The 18,842-nt window shown below is 64.9% G+C and carries 16 protein-coding genes and 1 tRNA gene; 12 read left to right on the top strand and 5 right to left on the bottom strand.

Features of this window, described 5'->3' with window-relative positions; translation table 11 throughout:
• Genes ACTIFJ_RS02210 through ACTIFJ_RS02200 form a run of 3 tightly spaced genes read right to left on the bottom strand, consistent with a single transcriptional unit; the run spans window position 1 to window position 3,774 of the window.
• A complete protein-coding gene (locus ACTIFJ_RS02210; protein WP_439532449.1) occupies window positions 1-285 on the bottom strand; it encodes a DUF427 domain-containing protein in 285 nt (94 codons plus the stop codon).
• Between the two features lie 2 nt (window positions 286-287).
• Complete coding sequence (locus ACTIFJ_RS02205) at window positions 288-1,862, bottom strand: anthranilate synthase component I family protein (RefSeq protein ID WP_439532448.1); 1,575 nt, start codon at window positions 1,860-1,862, stop codon at window positions 288-290.
• Between the two features lies 1 nt (window position 1,863).
• Window positions 1,864-3,774: a SurA N-terminal domain-containing protein gene (locus ACTIFJ_RS02200; RefSeq protein WP_439532447.1), complete on the bottom strand. Its 1,911-nt coding sequence runs from the start codon at window positions 3,772-3,774 to the stop codon at window positions 1,864-1,866.
• A 100-nt stretch (window positions 3,775-3,874) separates the two neighbouring features.
• Between ACTIFJ_RS02200 and tpiA the strand changes: the two genes are divergently transcribed.
• From tpiA to ACTIFJ_RS02170, 6 genes are all read left to right on the top strand, one after another.
• Entirely contained in the window at window positions 3,875-4,600 is a 726-nt protein-coding gene (gene tpiA / locus ACTIFJ_RS02195; protein ID WP_439532446.1) for a triose-phosphate isomerase, read from the top strand.
• Between the two features lie 66 nt (window positions 4,601-4,666).
• Window positions 4,667-5,044, top strand: a complete 378-nt coding sequence (gene secG / locus ACTIFJ_RS02190; protein ID WP_439532445.1) for a preprotein translocase subunit SecG — start codon at window positions 4,667-4,669, stop codon at window positions 5,042-5,044.
• Between the two features lie 9 nt (window positions 5,045-5,053).
• Window positions 5,054-6,328 carry an MFS transporter gene (locus ACTIFJ_RS02185; protein ID WP_439532444.1) on the top strand — a complete coding sequence of 425 codons (1,275 nt, stop codon included), beginning with the start codon at window positions 5,054-5,056 and terminating at the stop codon, window positions 6,326-6,328.
• A 71-nt stretch (window positions 6,329-6,399) separates the two neighbouring features.
• On the top strand, window positions 6,400-8,028 hold the full coding sequence (locus ACTIFJ_RS02180) for a CTP synthase (protein WP_439532443.1): 1,629 nt from the start codon (window positions 6,400-6,402) through the stop codon (window positions 8,026-8,028).
• Window positions 8,029-8,279: 251 nt separating this feature from the next.
• Window positions 8,280-8,432, top strand: a complete 153-nt coding sequence (locus tag ACTIFJ_RS02175) for a light-harvesting protein (RefSeq protein ID WP_439532442.1) — start codon at window positions 8,280-8,282, stop codon at window positions 8,430-8,432.
• A gap of 15 nt (window positions 8,433-8,447) precedes the next feature.
• The gene (locus tag ACTIFJ_RS02170; protein ID WP_439532441.1) at window positions 8,448-8,711 is read left to right on the top strand and encodes a light-harvesting protein; all 264 of its coding nucleotides are present in this window, start codon (window positions 8,448-8,450) and stop codon (window positions 8,709-8,711) included.
• 61 nt (window positions 8,712-8,772) lie between these two features.
• Here ACTIFJ_RS02170 and ACTIFJ_RS02165 read toward each other — a convergent pair whose 3' ends face one another.
• On the bottom strand, window positions 8,773-10,179 hold the full coding sequence (locus ACTIFJ_RS02165; protein ID WP_439532440.1) for a PucC family protein: 1,407 nt from the start codon (window positions 10,177-10,179) through the stop codon (window positions 8,773-8,775).
• 161 nt (window positions 10,180-10,340) lie between these two features.
• Here ACTIFJ_RS02165 and ACTIFJ_RS02160 point away from each other — a divergent pair.
• Together ACTIFJ_RS02160 and ACTIFJ_RS02155 are read left to right on the top strand one after the other, a co-directional pair.
• Window positions 10,341-10,417, top strand: a tRNA-Pro gene (locus ACTIFJ_RS02160).
• 175 nt (window positions 10,418-10,592) lie between these two features.
• The gene (locus ACTIFJ_RS02155; RefSeq protein ID WP_439532439.1) at window positions 10,593-11,993 is read left to right on the top strand and encodes an MmgE/PrpD family protein; all 1,401 of its coding nucleotides are present in this window, start codon (window positions 10,593-10,595) and stop codon (window positions 11,991-11,993) included.
• On the opposite strand, the gene ACTIFJ_RS02150 is transcribed toward ACTIFJ_RS02155, so the two are convergent.
• Window positions 11,932-12,921 carry a LysR family transcriptional regulator gene (locus tag ACTIFJ_RS02150; protein ID WP_439532438.1) on the bottom strand — a complete coding sequence of 330 codons (990 nt, stop codon included), beginning with the start codon at window positions 12,919-12,921 and terminating at the stop codon, window positions 11,932-11,934. The genes ACTIFJ_RS02155 and ACTIFJ_RS02150 overlap by 62 nt on opposite strands.
• Before the next feature lie 111 nt (window positions 12,922-13,032).
• Between ACTIFJ_RS02150 and ACTIFJ_RS02145 the strand changes: the two genes are divergently transcribed.
• The 4 genes from ACTIFJ_RS02145 to ACTIFJ_RS02130 all read left to right on the top strand — a co-directional run bounded on the left by ACTIFJ_RS02145 (window position 13,033) and on the right by ACTIFJ_RS02130 (window position 18,777).
• The gene (locus ACTIFJ_RS02145; protein ID WP_439532437.1) at window positions 13,033-13,839 is read left to right on the top strand and encodes a cupin domain-containing protein; all 807 of its coding nucleotides are present in this window, start codon (window positions 13,033-13,035) and stop codon (window positions 13,837-13,839) included.
• A gap of 53 nt (window positions 13,840-13,892) precedes the next feature.
• Window positions 13,893-14,864, top strand: coding sequence for a LysR family transcriptional regulator (locus ACTIFJ_RS02140; RefSeq protein ID WP_439532436.1), 972 nt, complete (start codon window positions 13,893-13,895; stop codon window positions 14,862-14,864).
• 137 nt (window positions 14,865-15,001) lie between these two features.
• Window positions 15,002-17,422, top strand: coding sequence for a TonB-dependent receptor (locus ACTIFJ_RS02135; RefSeq protein WP_439532435.1), 2,421 nt, complete (start codon window positions 15,002-15,004; stop codon window positions 17,420-17,422).
• Window positions 17,419-18,777, top strand: a complete 1,359-nt coding sequence (locus ACTIFJ_RS02130) for a spinster family MFS transporter (RefSeq protein WP_439532434.1) — start codon at window positions 17,419-17,421, stop codon at window positions 18,775-18,777. Before ACTIFJ_RS02135 ends, ACTIFJ_RS02130 begins: the two co-directional genes overlap by 4 nt.
• Window positions 18,778-18,842 lie beyond the last annotated feature (65 nt).

The raw sequence follows: 18,842 nt of genomic DNA, 5'->3' as shown, positions 1-18,842 counted from the left end.
CTATTTGCTGACCGTCACGCCCTTCCAGAAGGCAATCCGGTCCTTGATTTCGGCGGCTTTCGGCTTGGGATCGGCATAATACCAGGCGGCATCGAGGTTCTCGGCGCCGTTGACGGACAGGCTGTGGTAATTGGCCGTGCCCTTCCAGCCGCAATGGGTGGTGCTGCTGCTCGGCCGCAGATAGGCGGCGTTGACGCTGTCACGCGGGAAATAATGATTGCCCTCGACAATCACCGTATCGTCGCTCTGCGCGATAATCACGCCATTCCATTCTGCCGTGGCCATGTTCAGTCTCCTGCTGTTGTCGAGGCGTAGCCGGGTTCGGCTGCGGCTGCCAGTCTCGCCGTTTCGAGCGCATCGCGCGCGGCGGCGATCAACGCCCCGGCCTTCGCCTCGCATTCCCGCTGTTCATAGGCCGGGACGCTGTCGGCGACGATGCCGGCGCCGGCCTGGACGTGCATGACCCCGTCCTTGACGACACCCGTGCGCAGCACGATGCAGCTGTCCATATTGCCGTCCGGGCTGAAATAGCCGACGCCGCCGGCATAGGGTCCGCGCGCCTCGCCCTCCAGCGCCGCGATCAGCTGCATCGCCCGCACCTTGGGCGCGCCCGACACCGTGCCGGCCGGAAAGCCGGCAAGGAAGGCGTCGACCACATCGATGCCCGGCGCCAGCCGGCCCTGGACGTTGGAAACGATGTGCATGACATGGCTGTAGAATTCGACCTGCGCCCGGTCGGTGACGCTCACCGTGCCGGGCACCGAGACGCGCGCCGTGTCATGCCGGCCGAGATCGAGCAGCATCAGATGTTCGGCCTGTTCCTTGGCGTCGGCGAGCAGGCTGGCGCGGTTCTCGGCATCCTCGGCGGCATCCTTGCCACGCGGCCGGGTGCCGGCGATCGGCCGGATGGTGACATCGCCGTCGCGGACGCGAACGAGGATCTCGGGCGACGAGCCGACCAGCGAGAACCCCGGCAGGTCGAGGAAATACAGAAAGGGCGAGGGGTTGATCCGCCGCAGCGCCCGATAGAGTTCGAACGCCGGCAGCGGAAAATCGAGGCTGAAGCGCTGCGCCAGCACAATCTGGAAGATGTCCCCGGCGAGGATATAGTCGCGCGCCGTCTCGACCATCTCGGCATAGCGATCGGGCGCAACATGCGCGGTGACAGTGTCCGAAGCCGGCAGGGACGGGGCAGGGGGCGGCACCGGCAGCGCCTGTCCGAGCCGCTGGACCGCCGCCTCGATCCGGTCCACCGCCGCAGCATGCCGCGCCTCGGGCGTGCCCGGCTGGTCCGGGAACAGCGGCGCCACGACGAACAGCTCATCGGCCAGCCGGTCGAACACCAGCAGCAGCGTCGGCCGGACGAACACCATGTCCGGCAGCCCGAGCGGGGAGGGGGCCGGCGCCGGCACGGCGGGCTCGACGAGCCGCACCGCCTCATAGCCCATATAGCCGACAAGGCAGGCCAGCGCCCGGGGCAGCCACTCGGGCACCTCGGCGCGCGCCTCGCCGACCAGCTGGCGCAGCGCCGCCAGCGGCTCGGCGTCCATGGCTTCGAAAGCGGTGCGGTCCTGCTGCCAGCGGCGGTTGATCCGGCAGTCGGCGCCGCGCGCTTCCCAGACCAGGTCAGGATCGAGCCCGATCAGCGAATGGCGGCCGCGCACCTGCCCGCCTTCGACCGATTCGAGCAGGAAAGCGCCTGATCCGGTGGCGCCAAGCTTGAGCATCGCCGACACCGGGGTCTCGGTGTCGGCGAGGATGCGCGTGTATACCAGCTGGGCCCGTCCTGCCGCGAGCGCCGCGCAGACGTCGGCCGCGGCCGGCGCGATCCGGCCCCTTGGTGCCGCCGTTCCGGCCGCCATCTCAGTCGCCGTCGGCGTCGGCCGGCGGGCTGCCCAGACGGCGCGTTAGGGCCTCGATGGTCTTGTCGTTGCGCTCGACTTTGAGGGCGCGCTGCGACGCGGCGGCGACGGCGGCGGCAAATTCGGTCGGCAGCTGCGCGGCGACTTCGCGGCGCATCGCGTCGACAATGCCCGGCACCTGTGCCAGATCGCCGGCAACGACGCTGTCGACATGGATCAGCGCCCAGCCTTCGAGCCCGGCCAGCACCCGCGTCTTGCCGGCTGCAGTTGTCAGAAACGCCTGGATAATCGGCGGCACCGCCTCCATCTGCATCGCATCGACCCGGCGGCCGGACAGCGGCTGCGGCGCCGGCAGCCCTGCGTCGGTGACGGCCTTGGTGAAGTCTGTGCCCTTGGAGACGGCGGCGACGATCGCATCGGCCTTGGCCCGCGCCGCCTGCACGGCCTTGTCCCGCGCCGCCAGCGCCGCGACCAGCGGCTTGATCTCGGCCAGCGGCCGTATGCTGGACGGGACCACCTGCGTGGTTTCGAGCACGATCACCGCGCCGTCCTCGAGCGTCTGCACGGTAATGCCATCGTCGGGCAGCTGCTGGAAAGCACGCGGCGCCAGCGTCGCCGGCCGGCCGGTCAGCGGCCCGGCGTCGAGCTGGGCGCCGTCGCTGGCGACCGGCGTCTGGCTGTTGATCGTCAGGCCCTCGGCGGCGGCGATATCGGCAAAGCTCTTGCCATCTTCGGCCGAGTCCTCGATCCGGGCCACGAGATCGGACAGCGCATCGGCCGAGGCGCGTTCGGCAAGGTCGGCAATGATCGCCGGACGCGCCTGGTCGAGCGTCTTCGCCGGCGCGCCCATCGCTTCCAGCGACAGCACATGCCAGCCGAAATCGGATTTGACCGGCGCCGAAACGGCGCCCGGCGCCGGCAGTGCAAAGGCCGCGCGGGCGACAGCGGCGCTGGTTTCGCGGGCCAGATCGGCCTCGCTCTTCTCGCCGATGGCAATGTCGGCGGCGCCGAAGCCCGCGAGCCGCTGGGCCGCCTTGGCAAAGCCCTCCCTGGGCGCCGCCGCGGTGATCGCCCGCGCCGTCGCCTCCTCAGGCACCACCACCTGCAACAGTTTACGCGTCCCCGCCGCGCCGTAGCGCGCTGGGTTCTTGGCATAAGCATCGGCGATCGCCGCATCGTTCACCTTGGCCGCTTCTGCCAGCTTGGCGCGGTCGATCTCCGCCCAGCGGAAGGCGCGCCGCTCGGGCACGCTGAACCGGTTGCGGTTGGCCTCGTAGAATCGGGTGACTTCCGCCTCGCTGGCCGGCGTTTCGGCACCCGGCGGCACCAGCGCGACACGGCCGCGATGAATGTCGACCAGCTGCTGTGCCAGCGGCGTCGCCATGCCGGCGGGCACGCCGAGCGAGGCGGTCAGCGGGGTCAGCAACTGCTTGCGCAGGATGTCACCGGCGATTTCCTCGCGCAGCTGCTTGTCCGACAGCCGTTGTTCGGAAAGCAGCCGGTCATAGGTCGCCTGGTCGAACTTGCCGCCGATCTGGAAGGCCGGGATGCCGGCGATGACGGCACCGATGGCGCGGTCGCTGGCGCCAAGCCCCAATGTGCTGGCATATTCCTCGATCGCGGCCTGGCCGATCAGCTGGTCGGCAACCAGCGGCACCGCGCCGTCGCGGGCGATGTCGCCGAGCGTGGCGCTCGGGTTCTGTTCACGAGCATTCTGCAGCACCCGGTCGAGCGCGCGCTGGAGATCGGCCTCCACCAGCGTCCTGTCGCCGACCACGGCCACCGTGCCCTGCCGGCCGGCGCTGCCGGCAAAAGGATCGCCGACGCCGGTGATAATGAAGGCGATGATCACCAGCCCCAGCACGCCGAGTGCGATCGGGCTGGCCATGGCCTTGCGGAAAAATTGCAACATCGGAACGCCCGCATCATTGAGGAATGCCGCGGCTTGTAACCATGCGACGGGGTTGCCACAAGCGCAGCCAACCAATCTCAATTCGGCCGGAGCACAAGACATGAAGCTGATCGTGGGCAACTGGAAGATGAACGGCCGCCGTGCCGCGCTGGCGGAGGTCGAAGCCGTGGCGGCTGCAGCGGATACCGCCGGTGCCCGGCTCTGGCTGGCGCCCCCGGCGACACTGGTGATGGCGGCGGCCGACTCTGCTGGCGACCGTATCGCCATCGGCGGCCAGGATTGCCACCATGCCGAGGACGGCGCCCATACCGGCTGCATTTCCGCCGCCCAGCTCGTCGATGCCGGGGCCCGCTTCGTCATCCTCGGCCATAGCGAGCGCCGCGCCAACCAGGACGAGAGCGACGCGCTGATCAGCGCCAAGGCCAATGCCGCCCGCGCCGCCGGGCTCGACGTCATCGTCTGCGTCGGCGAGACCGAGGCCGAACGCGATGGTGGCCAGGCAGAAGCCGTCGTCGGCGGCCAGCTACAGGGTTCGTTGCCTAGCGGCGCCGACGGGCTGATCGTCGCCTATGAACCTGTATGGGCGATCGGCACCGGTCGGGTGCCGGCGGAGGCCGATGTGGCGGCGATGCACGGCTTCATCCGTGCCCGCCTCGTCGCCCGCTACGGCCCAGCCGGCGGTGAGGTGATCATTCTCTATGGCGGCTCGGTGAAGCCGGACAATGCCGCGACGCTGATGGCGGTGCCCGAGGTCGGCGGTGCGCTGGTCGGCGGCGCCAGCCTGAAGGCCGACAGCCTGCTGGCCATTGCGGCCGCCTCGGCCTGATCGGCTTGCCGCGCGGCCGTCAAGCCGCTAGGAGGCGCGTTCATCCCCAAACGCGCGGATATTGATGTGACCACCTTCCTGCTTGTCGTACATGCCCTGATTGCGCTGGCGCTCGTCGTTGTGATCCTGTTGCAGCGCTCGGAGGGCGGTGGCCTCGGCATCGGCGGCGGCACCGGTGGCGGCATGGTCTCGGTGCGCGGTGCGGCCAATCTGCTGACCCGCTCGACAACGGTGCTGGCGGTGCTGTTCATCAGCACCTCGATCCTGCTGGCGGTTCTCGCCGCCGGCACCAGCAAGCCGCGCACGGTCGATACCAGCCTGGTGCCGGTCGCCGGAACCGCACCTGCCGCGCCCCCGGCCGGCGATACTGTCCCCGGCCAGCCACCGCTGCTGCCGGCGACGCCCGCAGCCCCGACAAACGGCGGCGTGCCGCTGGCCCGCTGATCGCCGCACATGGCGCCGGTTGCCCCATCGCGCGGCCGGCAGATCTTCGGCGGCGCCGCCGGCAATCTCATCGAATGGTATGACTGGTACGCCTATTCGGCGTTCGCGCTCTATTTCGCACCGCGCTTTTTCCCGGACGGCGACGCCCTTGCCCAGCTGCTGAACACCGCCGGCATCTTCGCCATCGGCTTCCTGATGCGCCCGGTCGGCGGCTGGCTGCTCGGCGTCTATGCCGACAGGCACGGCCGCAAGGCGGCGCTGACACTGTCGGTGACGCTGATGTGCTTCGGGTCGCTGATAATCGCCGTCGCTCCGACGCACGACCAGGTCGGGCTGGCGGCGCCGGTGATCCTGCTGGTCGCCAGGCTGGTGCAGGGGCTGAGCGTCGGCGGCGAATATGGCGCCTCCGCCACCTTCATGGCCGAAATTTCCGATGTCCGGCGGAGAGGCTTTTTCGCTAGCTTTCAGTACGTTACATTGATCGCCGGCCAGCTGCTGGCACTCGGTCTGTTGGTGGTGATGCAGTCGACGCTGGACGATGCGGCGCTGGCCGACTGGGGCTGGCGGGTGCCTTTTGTCATCGGCGCCCTGGGGGCGGTTGGCGTCTTCTGGCTGCGCCGCGGCCTTGTCGAGACCGAGGCCTTCAAGGCCGTGCAGAACGATGCCCATATCGGCCCGACGCGGCGGCTGCTTGCCCACCCCCGCGCCCTGCTGACGGTGCTGGCATTGACGGCCGGCGGCAGCCTCACTTTCTACACTTTCACCACCTATATGCAGAAGTATCTGGTCCTCTCCGCCGGCTGGACCAAGCCGCAGGCGACGGGCACCAGCGCCGTTGCCCTGCTCCTCTACATGGCGATGCAACCGCTGTTCGGGGCGCTCTCGGACCGGATCGGCCGCCGCCCGCTGCTGATCGGCTTCGGCGTGCTCGGCATGCTGCTCAGCGTGCCGGCGCTCACCGCCATCGGCACCGCGAGCTATCCGGTCGAGGGCTTCCTGCTGATGCTGGCGGCACTGACCGTGCTCAGCGGCTATTCGTCGATCACCGGACTGGTCAAGGCCGAGATGTTCCCCGCCAATGTCCGGGCGCTCGGTGTCGGCCTGCCCTATGCGGTCGGAGTGGCGGTGTTCGGCGGGTCGGCTGAATATGTGGCGCTCGCCTTCAAGAGCGCCGGGTTTGAATCAGGCTATTTCTGGTATGTCGCGGCGATGTGCGGGGTGGCGCTGGTCGCCGCGATCAGCCTGCCCGATACCCGCCGCCATTCGCTGATCGAGACCGACTGAGCATTAATCCACAGCCAAATTTCTTTGCCCTCTGGCGCTCTGGCGCGGCTTCGGTCTAAGGCTCTTCTCCCATGACGCGGTTTATCTTCATCACCGGCGGCGTGGTCTCATCGCTTGGCAAGGGCTTGATGGCGGCCAGTCTCGCTGCCCTTCTGCAGGCGCGTGGCTACAGCGTCCGCATCCGGAAGTTCGATCCCTATCTGAACGTCGATCCGGGCACGATGAGCCCCTATCAGCATGGCGAAGTGTTCGTCACCGACGATGGCGCCGAGACCGATCTCGACCTCGGCCATTACGAACGCTTCACCGGCGTACCCTCTCGGCAGACCGACAACATAACGTCGGGCCGGGTCTATTCGGATATCATCGCCAAGGAGCGGCGCGGCGATTTCCTCGGCGCCACGGTCCAGGTCATCCCGCACGTCACCGATGCGATCAAGGCCTTCGCCCGTGCCGACACCCAGGGCCTCGATTTCGTGCTCTGCGAGATCGGCGGCACGGTGGGCGACATCGAGGGGCTGCCGTTCCTCGAGGCGATCCGCCAGCTTTCGATCGATGTCGGCAAGGCCAATGCCGTCTATATCCACTGCACATTGGTGCCCTATCTGGCCGCCGCGGGCGAACTGAAGACCAAGCCGACCCAGCACAGCGTTGCCGAGCTGCGTGGCATCGGCATCCAGCCCGATGTGCTGGTCTGCCGTTCCGAGCATCCGCTTCCGGCGAGCGACCGCGCCAAGATCGCGCTGTTCTGCAATGTCGAGACCAGCGCCGTGATCGCCGCGCTCGATGCGCCGAGTATCTATGACGTGCCCCTCCAATATCACGCCGAGGGGCTTGATGTGGAAGTGCTGAAGGCCTTCGGCATCGACGATGCGCCGGCGCCCGACCTGTCGCGCTGGCAGGGCATCACCGAAGCGCTGCATAACCCCGAGGGCGAAGTGACGATCGGCGTCGTCGGCAAGTACACGGGCATGAAAGATGCCTATAAGTCGCTGACCGAGGCGCTGGTCCATGGCGGCATCGCCAACCGGGTAAAGGTCAATATCCGCTGGCTCGATGCCGAGGAGTTCGAACGCGAGGATGTCGCCGTCGCCCTCGAGCCGATGCACGCCATCCTCGTTCCCGGCGGCTTCGGCGAGCGCGGAAGCGAAGGCAAGATCGCCAGCGTCCGCTTTGCCCGGGAGCGCGGCGTACCGTTCTTCGGCATCTGCCTCGGCATGCAGCTCGCCTGTATCGAGGCGGCGCGCCACCAGGCCGGCGTGACTGGTGCCTCCACCACCGAATTCGGGCCGACCGCCGAGCCGATCGTCGGGCTGATCAACGAATGGATGAGCGCCGAGGGCCGCCAGGTCCGCGAGGCCGGCGGCGACATGGGCGGCACGATGCGCCTGGGCGCCTATCCAGCCCGCCTGTCCGGGAACAGCCTCGCCGCGGCGATTTATGGCGCCCCCCTCATCGAGGAGCGGCACCGGCATCGGTACGAGGTCAATGTCCATTATCGGGAGCGGCTGGAGGCACAGGGGTTGGTGTTCAGCGGCATGTCGCCGGACGGCCTGTTGCCCGAGATTGTCGAGCGGCCGGACCATCCGTGGTTCGTCGGCGTGCAGTTTCACCCGGAGCTGAAGTCCAAGCCGTTCGAGCCCCATCCGCTGTTTGCGGATTTCATTGGCGCGGCCGTGCGCAAGAGCCGGCTGGTCTGAATATTCGTTTTTAAAGCGGCAGTTGAAGGCTGATCGCGACGAATTGACACGTATGTCATTCGCGGTAAAATGACGCACGCACGGAATCGCGTCGGAGCGGCTTTTTGGCTCTGGTTTGCTCGATGGCCTTCGCGCTTGATGGCAGATGAGATGAGGTGCGGCAGCAGATGATCATCGGTCGGTGATTTATCTGCTCATGTCGGGCGTTCGCTCGGACATGGTCGCAAATGCTGTTCTTGAAGGGGATTGTAATGGCTGAAGACAGTGATCGGATTTATCCGACGGGGCTGACCGCCAAGGAGGCGGAAGAAATCAATGAGGGCCTGAAGTGGGGCACGCGCATCTTCGCTGCGATTGCCGTCTTCGCGCATATCCTGGCGTACATGCTGACGCCTTGGCTCTGATTGGGAGATCGTACCATGAATGAAGGTCGTATTTTTCTTTACGTGAGCCCGACCATCCTGATCCCGCTCATGTTCGTGGCCCTCGTGCTGGCAGCGTTGCTGGTGCATGCGGCGATCCTCACCAACACCACCTGGTTTGCCGGCTACTGGCAGGGTGCTGCGGCCGTTGAAGCGCCCGCAGCCGCGCCGGCTGCGCCTGCCGCTGAAGCTGCGGCCATGGAAGCGCCTGCCGCGGAAGCGCCTGCCGCTCCGATGGAAGAAGCCGCCCCGGCCCAATAAGCCGCTCGGCATGAGCCATTGATGGGCCGGGGCCGAAAGGCTCCGGCCCTTCTTTTTGCGTTTACTGCAGCAGGGTCGCGGACAGGTCCCTTCTGCGCAACAGCGGCGCCATGGCCGCGAGCGTAACCAAAAGAAGCAATATTTCGAGCGCGTAGACGGTGACATAGCCGTTGGCCACTTCAGGCCATGGCCCATCGAGCGACAGCGTGCCGACGATGTCGCGCAGTGCGCCGCCGGATGCCGCGCCCAACCCGGCTGCCGTCGCCTGCACCGCGCCCCAGGCGCCGAGCGCCATGCCGATCTGGTTTGCCGGCGCGTTCTGCATCGTCGCTGTCAGCGTACCATGGCCGAACAGCCCGGCCCCCAATCCCATGATCAGCACACCGACGCTGAACATCTGCGGCGCCTGCATCGAGGCCGAGGCGATGATCATGGCAAGGGCCGGCAGGCCGATCAATGCGCCGCTCCCGGCCATCCGGAATGGATCACCGCCGCGGCTGAGGATCTGCGACGCGAGGGTGAAGCCGACCAGGCTGCCGCCCGCAAAAGTTGCCGTCAGCTTGGTGGTGGCACCGACGCCAAGCCCCAGCACCTCGCCCCCATAGGGTTCCAGCAGGATGTCGGCCATGGTGAAGGCCAGCGTCCCGGCGCCGATGACGCACAGGCGCCGCAGTGCCTGGTTCTGGACGATGAATGCGTCCCAGCTCTCGCGGAAGGTCGGTTCGGGCGGTGGCGAACTGGCCAGCAGCCGGGCCGGGCGGCGAGCCTCCTGCTTCCAGGTCGCGACGAAATTTAGGACGACCGTGATGACGGCCGACGCCTGGATGACCTGGATCAGCCGTCCGGGGCTGAAATCGCTGAGGAAAGCGCCAAATGCCAGCGCCGAAACGATCGAGCCGACCAGCAGACTGACATACATCAGCCCGACAACATTGGCCTGCTGGTTCTCGGGGGCAAGGTCGGTGGCCAGGGCCAGGCCAACGGTCTGGGTGATATGGATGCCGGCCCCGACCAGCAGAATCGCCACGGCGGCGCTGATCTGCCCGACCCAGGGCGGTGCCAGCGTGGCATTGAGCGCACCCGCCAGCACCAGCAGCGCGAACGGCATCACCGCCAGCCCGCCGAACTGCACCATCGTGCCCCGGTAGATGAATGGCACACGCCGCCACCCCAGCGCCGAGCGGTGCGTATCGGACCGATGGCCGATCAGCGCCCTAAACGGCGCGAAAAGCAGTGGCAAAGCCAGCATGACGCCGACCAGCGTCGACGGCACGGCAAGCTCGACGATCATCACCCGATTGAGCGTGCCGACCAGCAGTGTCAGCGATATTCCCACCGAGACCTGAATCAACGACAGGCGCAGCAGCTTGGACAACGGCAGGTCGTCACTGGCCACATCGGCAAACGGCAGGACACGGGTGCCCCAGCGCATCCAGATGCTCATGATCTTGCGATCGAAGCTTTTCACGCTCGTGGCCCCCCGCGATATTGTATTGGTCGCCTATCGGAACATCGGCCGCGCTGGCAAGCACCGAGTGGCGCGAATGGCCGGCTTGCGCCCGTCGGGACCTGCGTCTATGCGATACCCACGGTCCCGTTGCAGAAATTCCGGGGCAACGGCCATGATGTCGGGGAGTGGCGCAGCCTGGTAGCGCATCTGCTTTGGGAGCAGAGGGTCGCAGGTTCGAATCCTGTCTCCCCGACCATGTAACGAAACATCGGCGAGCAAGAAACATGTTGTGACATCATGTGGATGTTACGCCCGATCATGCAAATTTGTATGCATCGCCGATGATACCTGGCAACCTGTCAAATCCTGTTTGACGGTCGACGAACATATTCGCACGGTCCTTCGTCAATCCCTTATTCTGAAATGAGTCAATGGATGCGGTAAAAGGGATGCTCGTGACAGCGGAAAACCAGCACCGTGAGACGTGTGGATATAAGGATAGCGTAACGACCAAGCTTGCTGCGTTCACTCTTGGCACCACATTCGAAGACATTCCTGCAAATGTCGTCGAGGCCCTGCACATGTTGGCGATCGACGCAGTCGGCGCCACATTGCGGGGCGCTGCCTTGTTCGGAAACGAACTGCACGGCTATGCGAAAGACATCGCAGGTGCGCGCGACGCTTCGCTGATCGGCGGCGCGGGCGTAATGGCGCCGGCCGAGCTGGCCGCCGCCGTCAACGCCCAGCTTTGCCAGCTGTCTGGCTTCGAGAGCACCGGACCGGGCCTGCATCCCGGCCCCCTCGTTGCGATGACAGCGCTTGCTGTCGGGCAAAAGACTGGTGCCAGCGGCCGGGACATCCTGTCAGCCATGGCGGTCGGCTACGAGGCGATGTGCCGCTTTCACTTCAGCTATCTGCGCGAAGCAAACGTCACCCAGAACAACGCCGTGGCCGCCATCATTTCAGCGCGCCTGCTGAAGCTGGACGCGGCGCAGACCGCGAACGCGATCAGCCTGGCGTTCGAGTTTCCGACGCGTGAGATCACCTACCTGCGTCCCAAATTTCCCAAGCGCGTCTCGGCGATCCCAATGGGTTTTCTCTTCTCGGCCCGTGCGGGCGTTCAGGCTGCAATGCTGGCGGCGCGCGGCTTCGCCAGCCTGCACGATGAACTCGACGCCCGTGGCGACACCTATGATCTGGTTGCGCTTGCCGAATGGCCGAAGACATTTGCGATGACGGCGAAGGGGATTGCGCTGAAGCCGTACCCGGCCGGACATGCGTCACACATGGTGCTCCAACTCGCCGGGGAATTGCGCGATGCTCACCAGATCGACCCCGCCGCCATCTCGCGCATACGGGTCGGGGTCGCAGACCTCTATACGGTTCCCCACCAGAGCGACCCGGCACCCGATACCCACCTTCAAGCCGTTGTAAGCGTGCCATGGACGATTGCGATGCAGATGTACGGGGTAGTGCCGGGGCCACTCTGGTCTGATTCCGAAACGCTTGAAGTGCCCGCCTATCGACAGCTCGCGGCGCGGGTCGAACTTGTCGAACATGCGCCGGCCAGCATTGCGCTGAAGGAGATGCGGCTCGACGATGTCGAGGGCTGGGTCGAGATCACGACGCCGGCGGGCGTCGTTGCCGGGCAGAAGCGGATGGCTGAAACCTCGGGCAGCAGTGCCCGGCCCCTCAGCCGCGCGATGCTCTTCGACAAGTTTCGCACGCTTGCCAGCCCGCAACTCGGACCGGATGGCGCCGAGCGCCTGTTCAACGCCCTTCAATCCCTGCCTGGGATGCCTGATGTGCGGGCGCTGGCGCCGCTGCTGTGAAATCGGTCGTCGCGCCCAGCTGCGGCTCGTCCTGTGCCCAGATCTTCAGCACAGTGTCGAGCAGGAGGCTGGAGGCGAGGGGCAGCCGCGTGTCCCGGCGCTTGGTGCAAACGCCGAAGCGCCGGCTGGTAAACTGCGGCAGATCGATCGGTACGATGCGCAGATCAGGAAAGCAGCGGCGGAGCTGCCAGCGTCCGCTGACGTGAACGAATTCGCCGGTTCGCAGCAGCTCGCGCACGACCGGCATCGAATCAGTCAGCACCATGCGCGTCGGCGGCGGTAGATCGGCGGAGAGGCAGGCGTCGATAACGCGCTGTTTTTCGCCGGCAAACCGCGTCGAGAATATCCACGGATGCTTCACCAGGTCGGCAAGTGTCGGCGATGCCAGCTGGGCCACAGGATGGTCCGCCGACACCAGCGGCGCGTCCGAGTCCTCGTAAAGGATATCCTGCGTGATTTCAGGGTGAATATCGAGCATGGCGCCGGGTGTACTCAGGCCGAAATCGATCTCGCCGCGCAACAGCATCTGCACGATCTGGTCAGTCGGCGCCTCGATCGCGCGGACGATGATCCCAGGCCGACTGATCGACAGCGCGACGATCGCCGCCGGTATGATGTGCTGGGCGAAGAACGGCCCGACGCCGACTGCCGCCACGCCCGATTCCCCGGCGTCGAGGGACTGGATCTCGGCGCGGGCCAGGCGCGTCTGGCCCAATATGCGCCGCGCATGCTCGGCCAGCGCCAGCCCGGCGGCGGTCGGGCGAGCACCGAACCGTCCACGCTCGAGCAAAATGGTACCAAGGCTAAGTTCCAGCGCCTTGATGCTGGCGCTCATCCCCTGCTGCGACACGTTGGCGAGTTCGCTGGCACGGCCGAGGCTGCCGCCGTCGACGACCGCCAAAAAATGCTCGAGCTGCCGCAGGTCCACCGATGACCCTCCTGAAACGATGCTGGTCAACGGTTAGGGCAACCATTGCTTGTGACAAGTCCACAATTTCGAGTGGAACTTGCGGGCGCCAGACATGCCACCATCACTGTCATGGAACGGAAGCATATCGAATTCATCCAAAGTCAGAGCCTCTACTGGACGCGTGGCCCGGACGGTATCGAACTCAAGGTCTTGAGCGAGGAAGCCGCAACTGGCGACCGCGCTGCGCTCATCCGCTATCCAGCTGGTTGGCAGGATAATCGCGAGGACAGCTTGTCGGCCGAGGAATTTTTCGTCCTCGACGGCCAGCTGGATATCGGCGGCGAAAGCTTCAGGCGCAATTACTTCGGCTTCCTGCCGGAGCGCACAGGCGAAGCGCGTACGAGCGAGTCCGGCGCGCTAGTCCTCAGCTTTCGTTTCGCCTCCGGTGATCCCGATGGCCGGTCGGAACCGCTCAGGATCGATACTGCGGCGATGCCATGGGATGTCACCGTTCTTGACGGCAAGCTGACGCATCTGCGCCTGGCGAGAAAGATCCTGCGCCTCGGACCAAACGACAGTGGCCGCACCTATCTGCTCGCCGGCCTGCCCCATGGCGTGCCCCAAGTGCCTGACATGCCGCAAGAAACGCATCCTCACGCCGAGGAGATGTTCATGATCCATGGCGAGATGAAATCGCCTCAGGGGATCATGACGACCGGGGCCTATTTCTACCGTCCTGGTGGCATCCTCCACGGCCCGCACGTCAGTGAGTTCGGCTTCCTGATGTTCATGCGCCAGCCTGGATCGAACCGCGTCATCACCGAATGGAGCGAGCGGCGCGCGCCCTTGCCGATAGACGCCGCCTTCGCACCGCGAAGCGCCTTCGAATTGCCGGAAGCCTGGCGGACCCCCCATCCCGTACGGCCCGTCTACTGATGCTGGCTCGGGAGGTCATGAGCACGGGTTCGCCCCGTGATTTTACTTCCCCCATGCCGCTTTCCGCGGATGCGACAGCAAATGCCCCGACCCTTGACCTGAACCAGCTCCGGTCGGTCGTTGCCGTCTCGAACACCAGGCATTACGGCCGTGCCGCCGGCCAACTGGGCGTCTCCAAGCAGGTGCTTAGCCGTCGCATACTGACCGTGGAGAAGGCACTTGGCACAGCCCTGTTCGACAGGTCGCATGCCGGCGTGAGCGAAACCCTCGCCGGCCAGGCGTTCTGCCGATATGCGCGGCGTGTCGTGGGCGACCTGAACGAGGCATCGGGGGCGCTGCACTCGATCGACGATGCCCAGCGCGGTCGACTCAGGGTCGGCGCCGGGCTGTCCAGCAACCAGCTTATCCTGCCCGACGTCATCCGCCAGCTCCATGACGAGGGACATGCCGGCAATCTGAGCTTCTACGCCCGTGATACCAACGAGATGCTTGAAATGCTCCAGCGCCAGGAGCTTGACTGCGTGCTGTCGACCCGTGCGGACTGCATGGACGGATACCCCGATGTGCGCGGCCACAGGATCTTCACCAGCCGCGATCGCGTCGTGCACGCGACCTCGCATCCGTTGAGCAAGCGTGTCGAGGTCACGCTGGCGAACCTGGTGGGCTATCCCTGGATCCTCTACCCGAGTTTCCCCGTCTATCGGCAGATGGTGGTCACGACCTTTCGTCGTCGAGGATTGCCCGAACCCACCGAATTCCTCATGGCCGACGATCCGATGGTCACGAAGTCGCTGCTGTCGCTGGCACCCTATGTGGCCGTCTGGCCCGGCGCCGCACTGATCCGCGAAGTGCGTGAAGGATCGCTCTTTGCTCGAGACATCCCTGATCTTCGAACTGGCCGGGACGTTTATTTGTTCATCAACATAACTTGTCAACAAAGTCATGAATTACAGAACTTTATGAATAAAGTCGCGAATGTTTCAATATTAGCGCAGATTACTCTTAAAAAGTACGGACTTAACTGAAAAAATTTTCATAATTTAAACAGACAATTCAATTTCAGTAAGGGCGCTGAAAGACATTTGATATCAACAGGGGAATTATCATGATCTCAAGGAAATCTTTTCTTCATTGCACGGCGACTTCTGGCTTCGTCGGATTGATGGCCCTTGGCGCTGTCCCGGTCTATGCTCAGACCGGCGATGCCTTGGCCAACAGCGACGAGTCTTCAGCGTCTGTCGGCGAAATCGTCGTCACCGCACGCAAGCGCGGTGAGTCGCTCACCGATGTCCCGCTGGCGATCTCGGCGTTCACCGAAGAGCAGCTCAGCCAGGCCGGCGTTCGCACGATCGAGGAACTGTCGACCAAGACACCGGGCTTCTTCTTCAGCGACCAGGCCGGACAGTCGCCCGGGCGATACAATTCGGCGCTGCGCTTCCGCGGTATGGCCAGCAATATCGAAGTCGCTTCCCAGCAACTGGGGACCGCCTTTCTGGACGGCGTTTACATCTCGGCGGGCGTCTCCAGCCTCGGCATGGACAATATCGAGCGTGTCGAAGTGGTAAAAGGTCCGCAATCGGCGCAATTCGGTCGCAGCACCTTTTCGGGCGCGGTCAATTTCATCACCAGAACGCCGTCCTTTACCCAGCGGACAACCGTCAACGCGTCGATCGAAACCTATGACCGGCGCGAGCTGATCGTCTCAAACGAGGGCGCGCTGATCGGCGACAAGATCGCCTATCGCATCTCGGGGCGCTACTATCACACCGACGGTCAGTATCGCAGCACCGACGGGGGACGCCTCGGCGAGGAAATGACCCGCACCGTCCAGGGTGTCCTGTATGGCGACTTCGGGCCGCTGACCGTCAAGGCCAAGGCGTTTTACTCGCAGGATCGGGACGGGGCTCCCGCCGGCTTCTTCCTCGGCGGCGCCAATTCGCGGCGTGGCGCCGGACCGAACCTCCATAATTGCTATACAGCCCGGCCCGAGGTGCTGGCAGGCGGCTTTTCCAACTTCTTCTGCGGCGCACTTCCCAAGGTCGACGCGAACACCTTCGCCGACATCAATACCACATTGCCGCCCGGCCTCGCCGCCGTGTTCCAGCAGACGTCGGCACGTGATGGCCTGTCGGGCATCCTCCACCAGCGCGCGGTGCCGCTGGCCATCGACGAGGTCGGCTTGAAGCGCAATTCCCTTCGGCTGTCGCTCTCGGCTGATTACACCTTCGAGTCCGGACTACTGGCCGACCACACGCTGACATCGGTCACCGGCTACAACAAGATGGACGCCAACTGGATCCGGGATTTCGACCAGACCGGTGCCACCAATTTCTTCTCGTCCGATCCGCAGGCGCATAGTGACTTTTCGCAGGAGATACGCTTCGCCTCACCCGGCAACCGCCGGGTCCGCTATCTGGTGGGCGCCAGCTATTTCAAGGTCCGCTACCTGCAGGACACCAACGGCGGGTTGAACATCTACAATTGGGACGGCACGGCCGCACCGTATAACGGGATCACGACGCCGATCAATTTCATCAATGCGCTCTCACGCGAGGAAGGCCGCACCCTGGGCGTCTTCGGCTCGCTCGGCATCGACATCCTGGACAATCTTACCCTCGATCTGGAAGGGCGCTACCAGAAGGACACCGTGTCGTCCCAGAATCTTGAGGCGCCGAGCGGAACCGGCTTCTTTACGCAAGATTTCAAAAGCTTCCTGCCGCGTGCCACGCTGTCGTTCAAGCCGGCGCAGCGCATGACCATGTGGATCACCTATTCGGAAGGCAATTTGCCCGGCTTCTTCAACACCCAGCTGGTCGGAAAGTCCGCTGCCGAGCTCGCCCAGGTCGAGTCCATTGTCGGATCGGCCGGCGTCTTCAACACGGAAGAAAAAGTCCGAAACTATGAAGCCGGGATCAAGGGGGAGCTGTTCGACCGCCATGTCAGCTTCTCGCTGAATGGCTATTTCATGCAGTGGCTCAACCAGAAGACCCGGCGGTCGGTGCCGTTGCTGCTCGATAGCGGTCAGACAACGATCCTGACCCTGCAGACCAACAGCGGCAGCTCTGACCTGTGGGGCGTCGAGTTCGAAACCAGCGCCAATATCTCCGATAATCTCTCGGCCGGGGCGACGTTCAATTGGGCCCGCAGCAAGTACAAGCAGTTCTTCTGCGGGTTCGCGCCCTTCTATGCCGTCCCTAACAAGGACTGTTCGGGCAATCGCAATCCTCGCTTCCCCGAGTTCAGCGGCAGCGCCGATGTCACCTGGAATGCGCCGCTCAACGATCGGTGGGATTATTTCATCCGTCTCGATGGCCGCTATTTCGGCAAGGCCTTTACCGACGAGACCAACTACGCTTGGACCTCGCCCTATTTCATCACCAACCTTCGCGCCGGTATCTCGCGGGACGGCTGGCGGCTGACCGCCTATGTCAACAACCTGTTCAACAACGATGACTACATCGCGGCCGCGCGCTTCTCGGATTACTCGACCAATGCGTTGTTGGGCTTTGCGTCGCAACAGGGCGTCGCCGTCACCCCGGCGCGCAAGCGCAGTGTCGGTCTCCAGGCGGTCGTCGAGTTTTGAGCGGCACCGTCCTGCCTGCCGGCGAAACGATCGCCAGCCGTCACCGGCCAGATCGGCCGCGTGACGGCGACGACCATATCGTGAGCCGACGCTACTATATCCTGTTCTGCCTGACCGCGGCCTATTGCCTGAACTTCGTCGATCGTCAGATTTTTTCGGTGCTCGTGCCGCTGATCAAGGCCGAATTCATGCTCTCGGACACGCAGGTCGGGCTACTGTCCGGCTTCGCGTTCGTGGCGCTGTATTCGATACTGGCGGTGCCGATCGCGCGCTTCTCCGACCGGTCGTCACCTCGGGGCGTCATCGTGGCAGCGCTGCTTTGCTGGAGCGCCATGACCATTCTTACCGGCCTGGCGCGCAGCATTCCCGCGCTGGTCCTATGCCGCATCGGCGTGGGCGTGGGAGAAGCCGGGTGCACGCCGCCCGCCCACGCCATCATCGCCCGCACCTTCCCCCAAGGCCAAAGATCAACCGCCATGTCGGTCTATTATTTCGGCGCGACGATCGGCATGGCCTTTGCGTTCCTGGGCGGCGGCTGGCTGGGCGACGCCTATGGCTGGCGTGCCGCCTTCATGATCGTCGGCATCCCCGGGATCGTGCTGGCCGTTCTGATCCGTTTCACCATACCCGCCATGGACCATCCTGTTACGCCCGGCGGCGGATCGACGAGCCTGCCGCTGCATCAAACGGTCCGGCAGTTGTTCGCATGCCCGTCCTATCGCGCTGTCGTTCTGGGGTCATGTTTCACCTGCCTGGCGTTCATCGGGTCGATGCAATGGGCACCGTCCTTCTTCTTGCGGACGTTCGACATGCCGATGGCGCAGATCGGCGTAGGCCTCGCCATCGCGGCGGGCGGCATGGGCGGCCTGGGCTCGCTGGTCGGCGGCGTGCTCGCCGACCGCCTGTCGGCGCGCGACATGCGCTGGCAGCTGTGGATCTGCGCGGCGGCCTGTTTCCTCGCCATCCCGGCAGGGTACGCCACCTATCTGGCGCGCGATGCCATGACCGCGTTCGTCTGCCTTGGTGCCACCACCTTCCTCGTGGCATTGACCACCGGGCCTACCTTCTCTCTGGCGCAGACACTGGCGCCGGTTGGCGGCCGTGCCGTGGCTTCGGCGGTCCTGCTGCTGTCGACAAACATGCTCGGAATGGGCGTGGGACCTCTGCTGATCGGCACGGCCAGCGATCATCTGGAAGCGGCAACGGGCACGGGTAGTCTGCATCATGCGATTTTGATCGTGTTGACCGCAGGCAGCCTGCTCGGGGGCCTCATTTTCCTGAACGGCGGACGCCATCTTCGCGCCGATCTTGCTGCACGACCGTCGGCAGACACCGGACAGTCAAAAGATGTTTGATGCGAACTACATCCTTTTCGCCGGCCGATATTCGGCATCGTAGAAGCCAGCATAGTCATTGCACG

Source organism: Polymorphobacter sp. (genome assembly GCF_051860865.1).
Taxonomy (GTDB): domain Bacteria; phylum Pseudomonadota; class Alphaproteobacteria; order Sphingomonadales; family Sphingomonadaceae; genus Sandarakinorhabdus.
The sequence above is the reverse complement of the archived record's forward strand: the minus strand, read 5'-3'. Positions and strand labels throughout refer to the sequence as shown.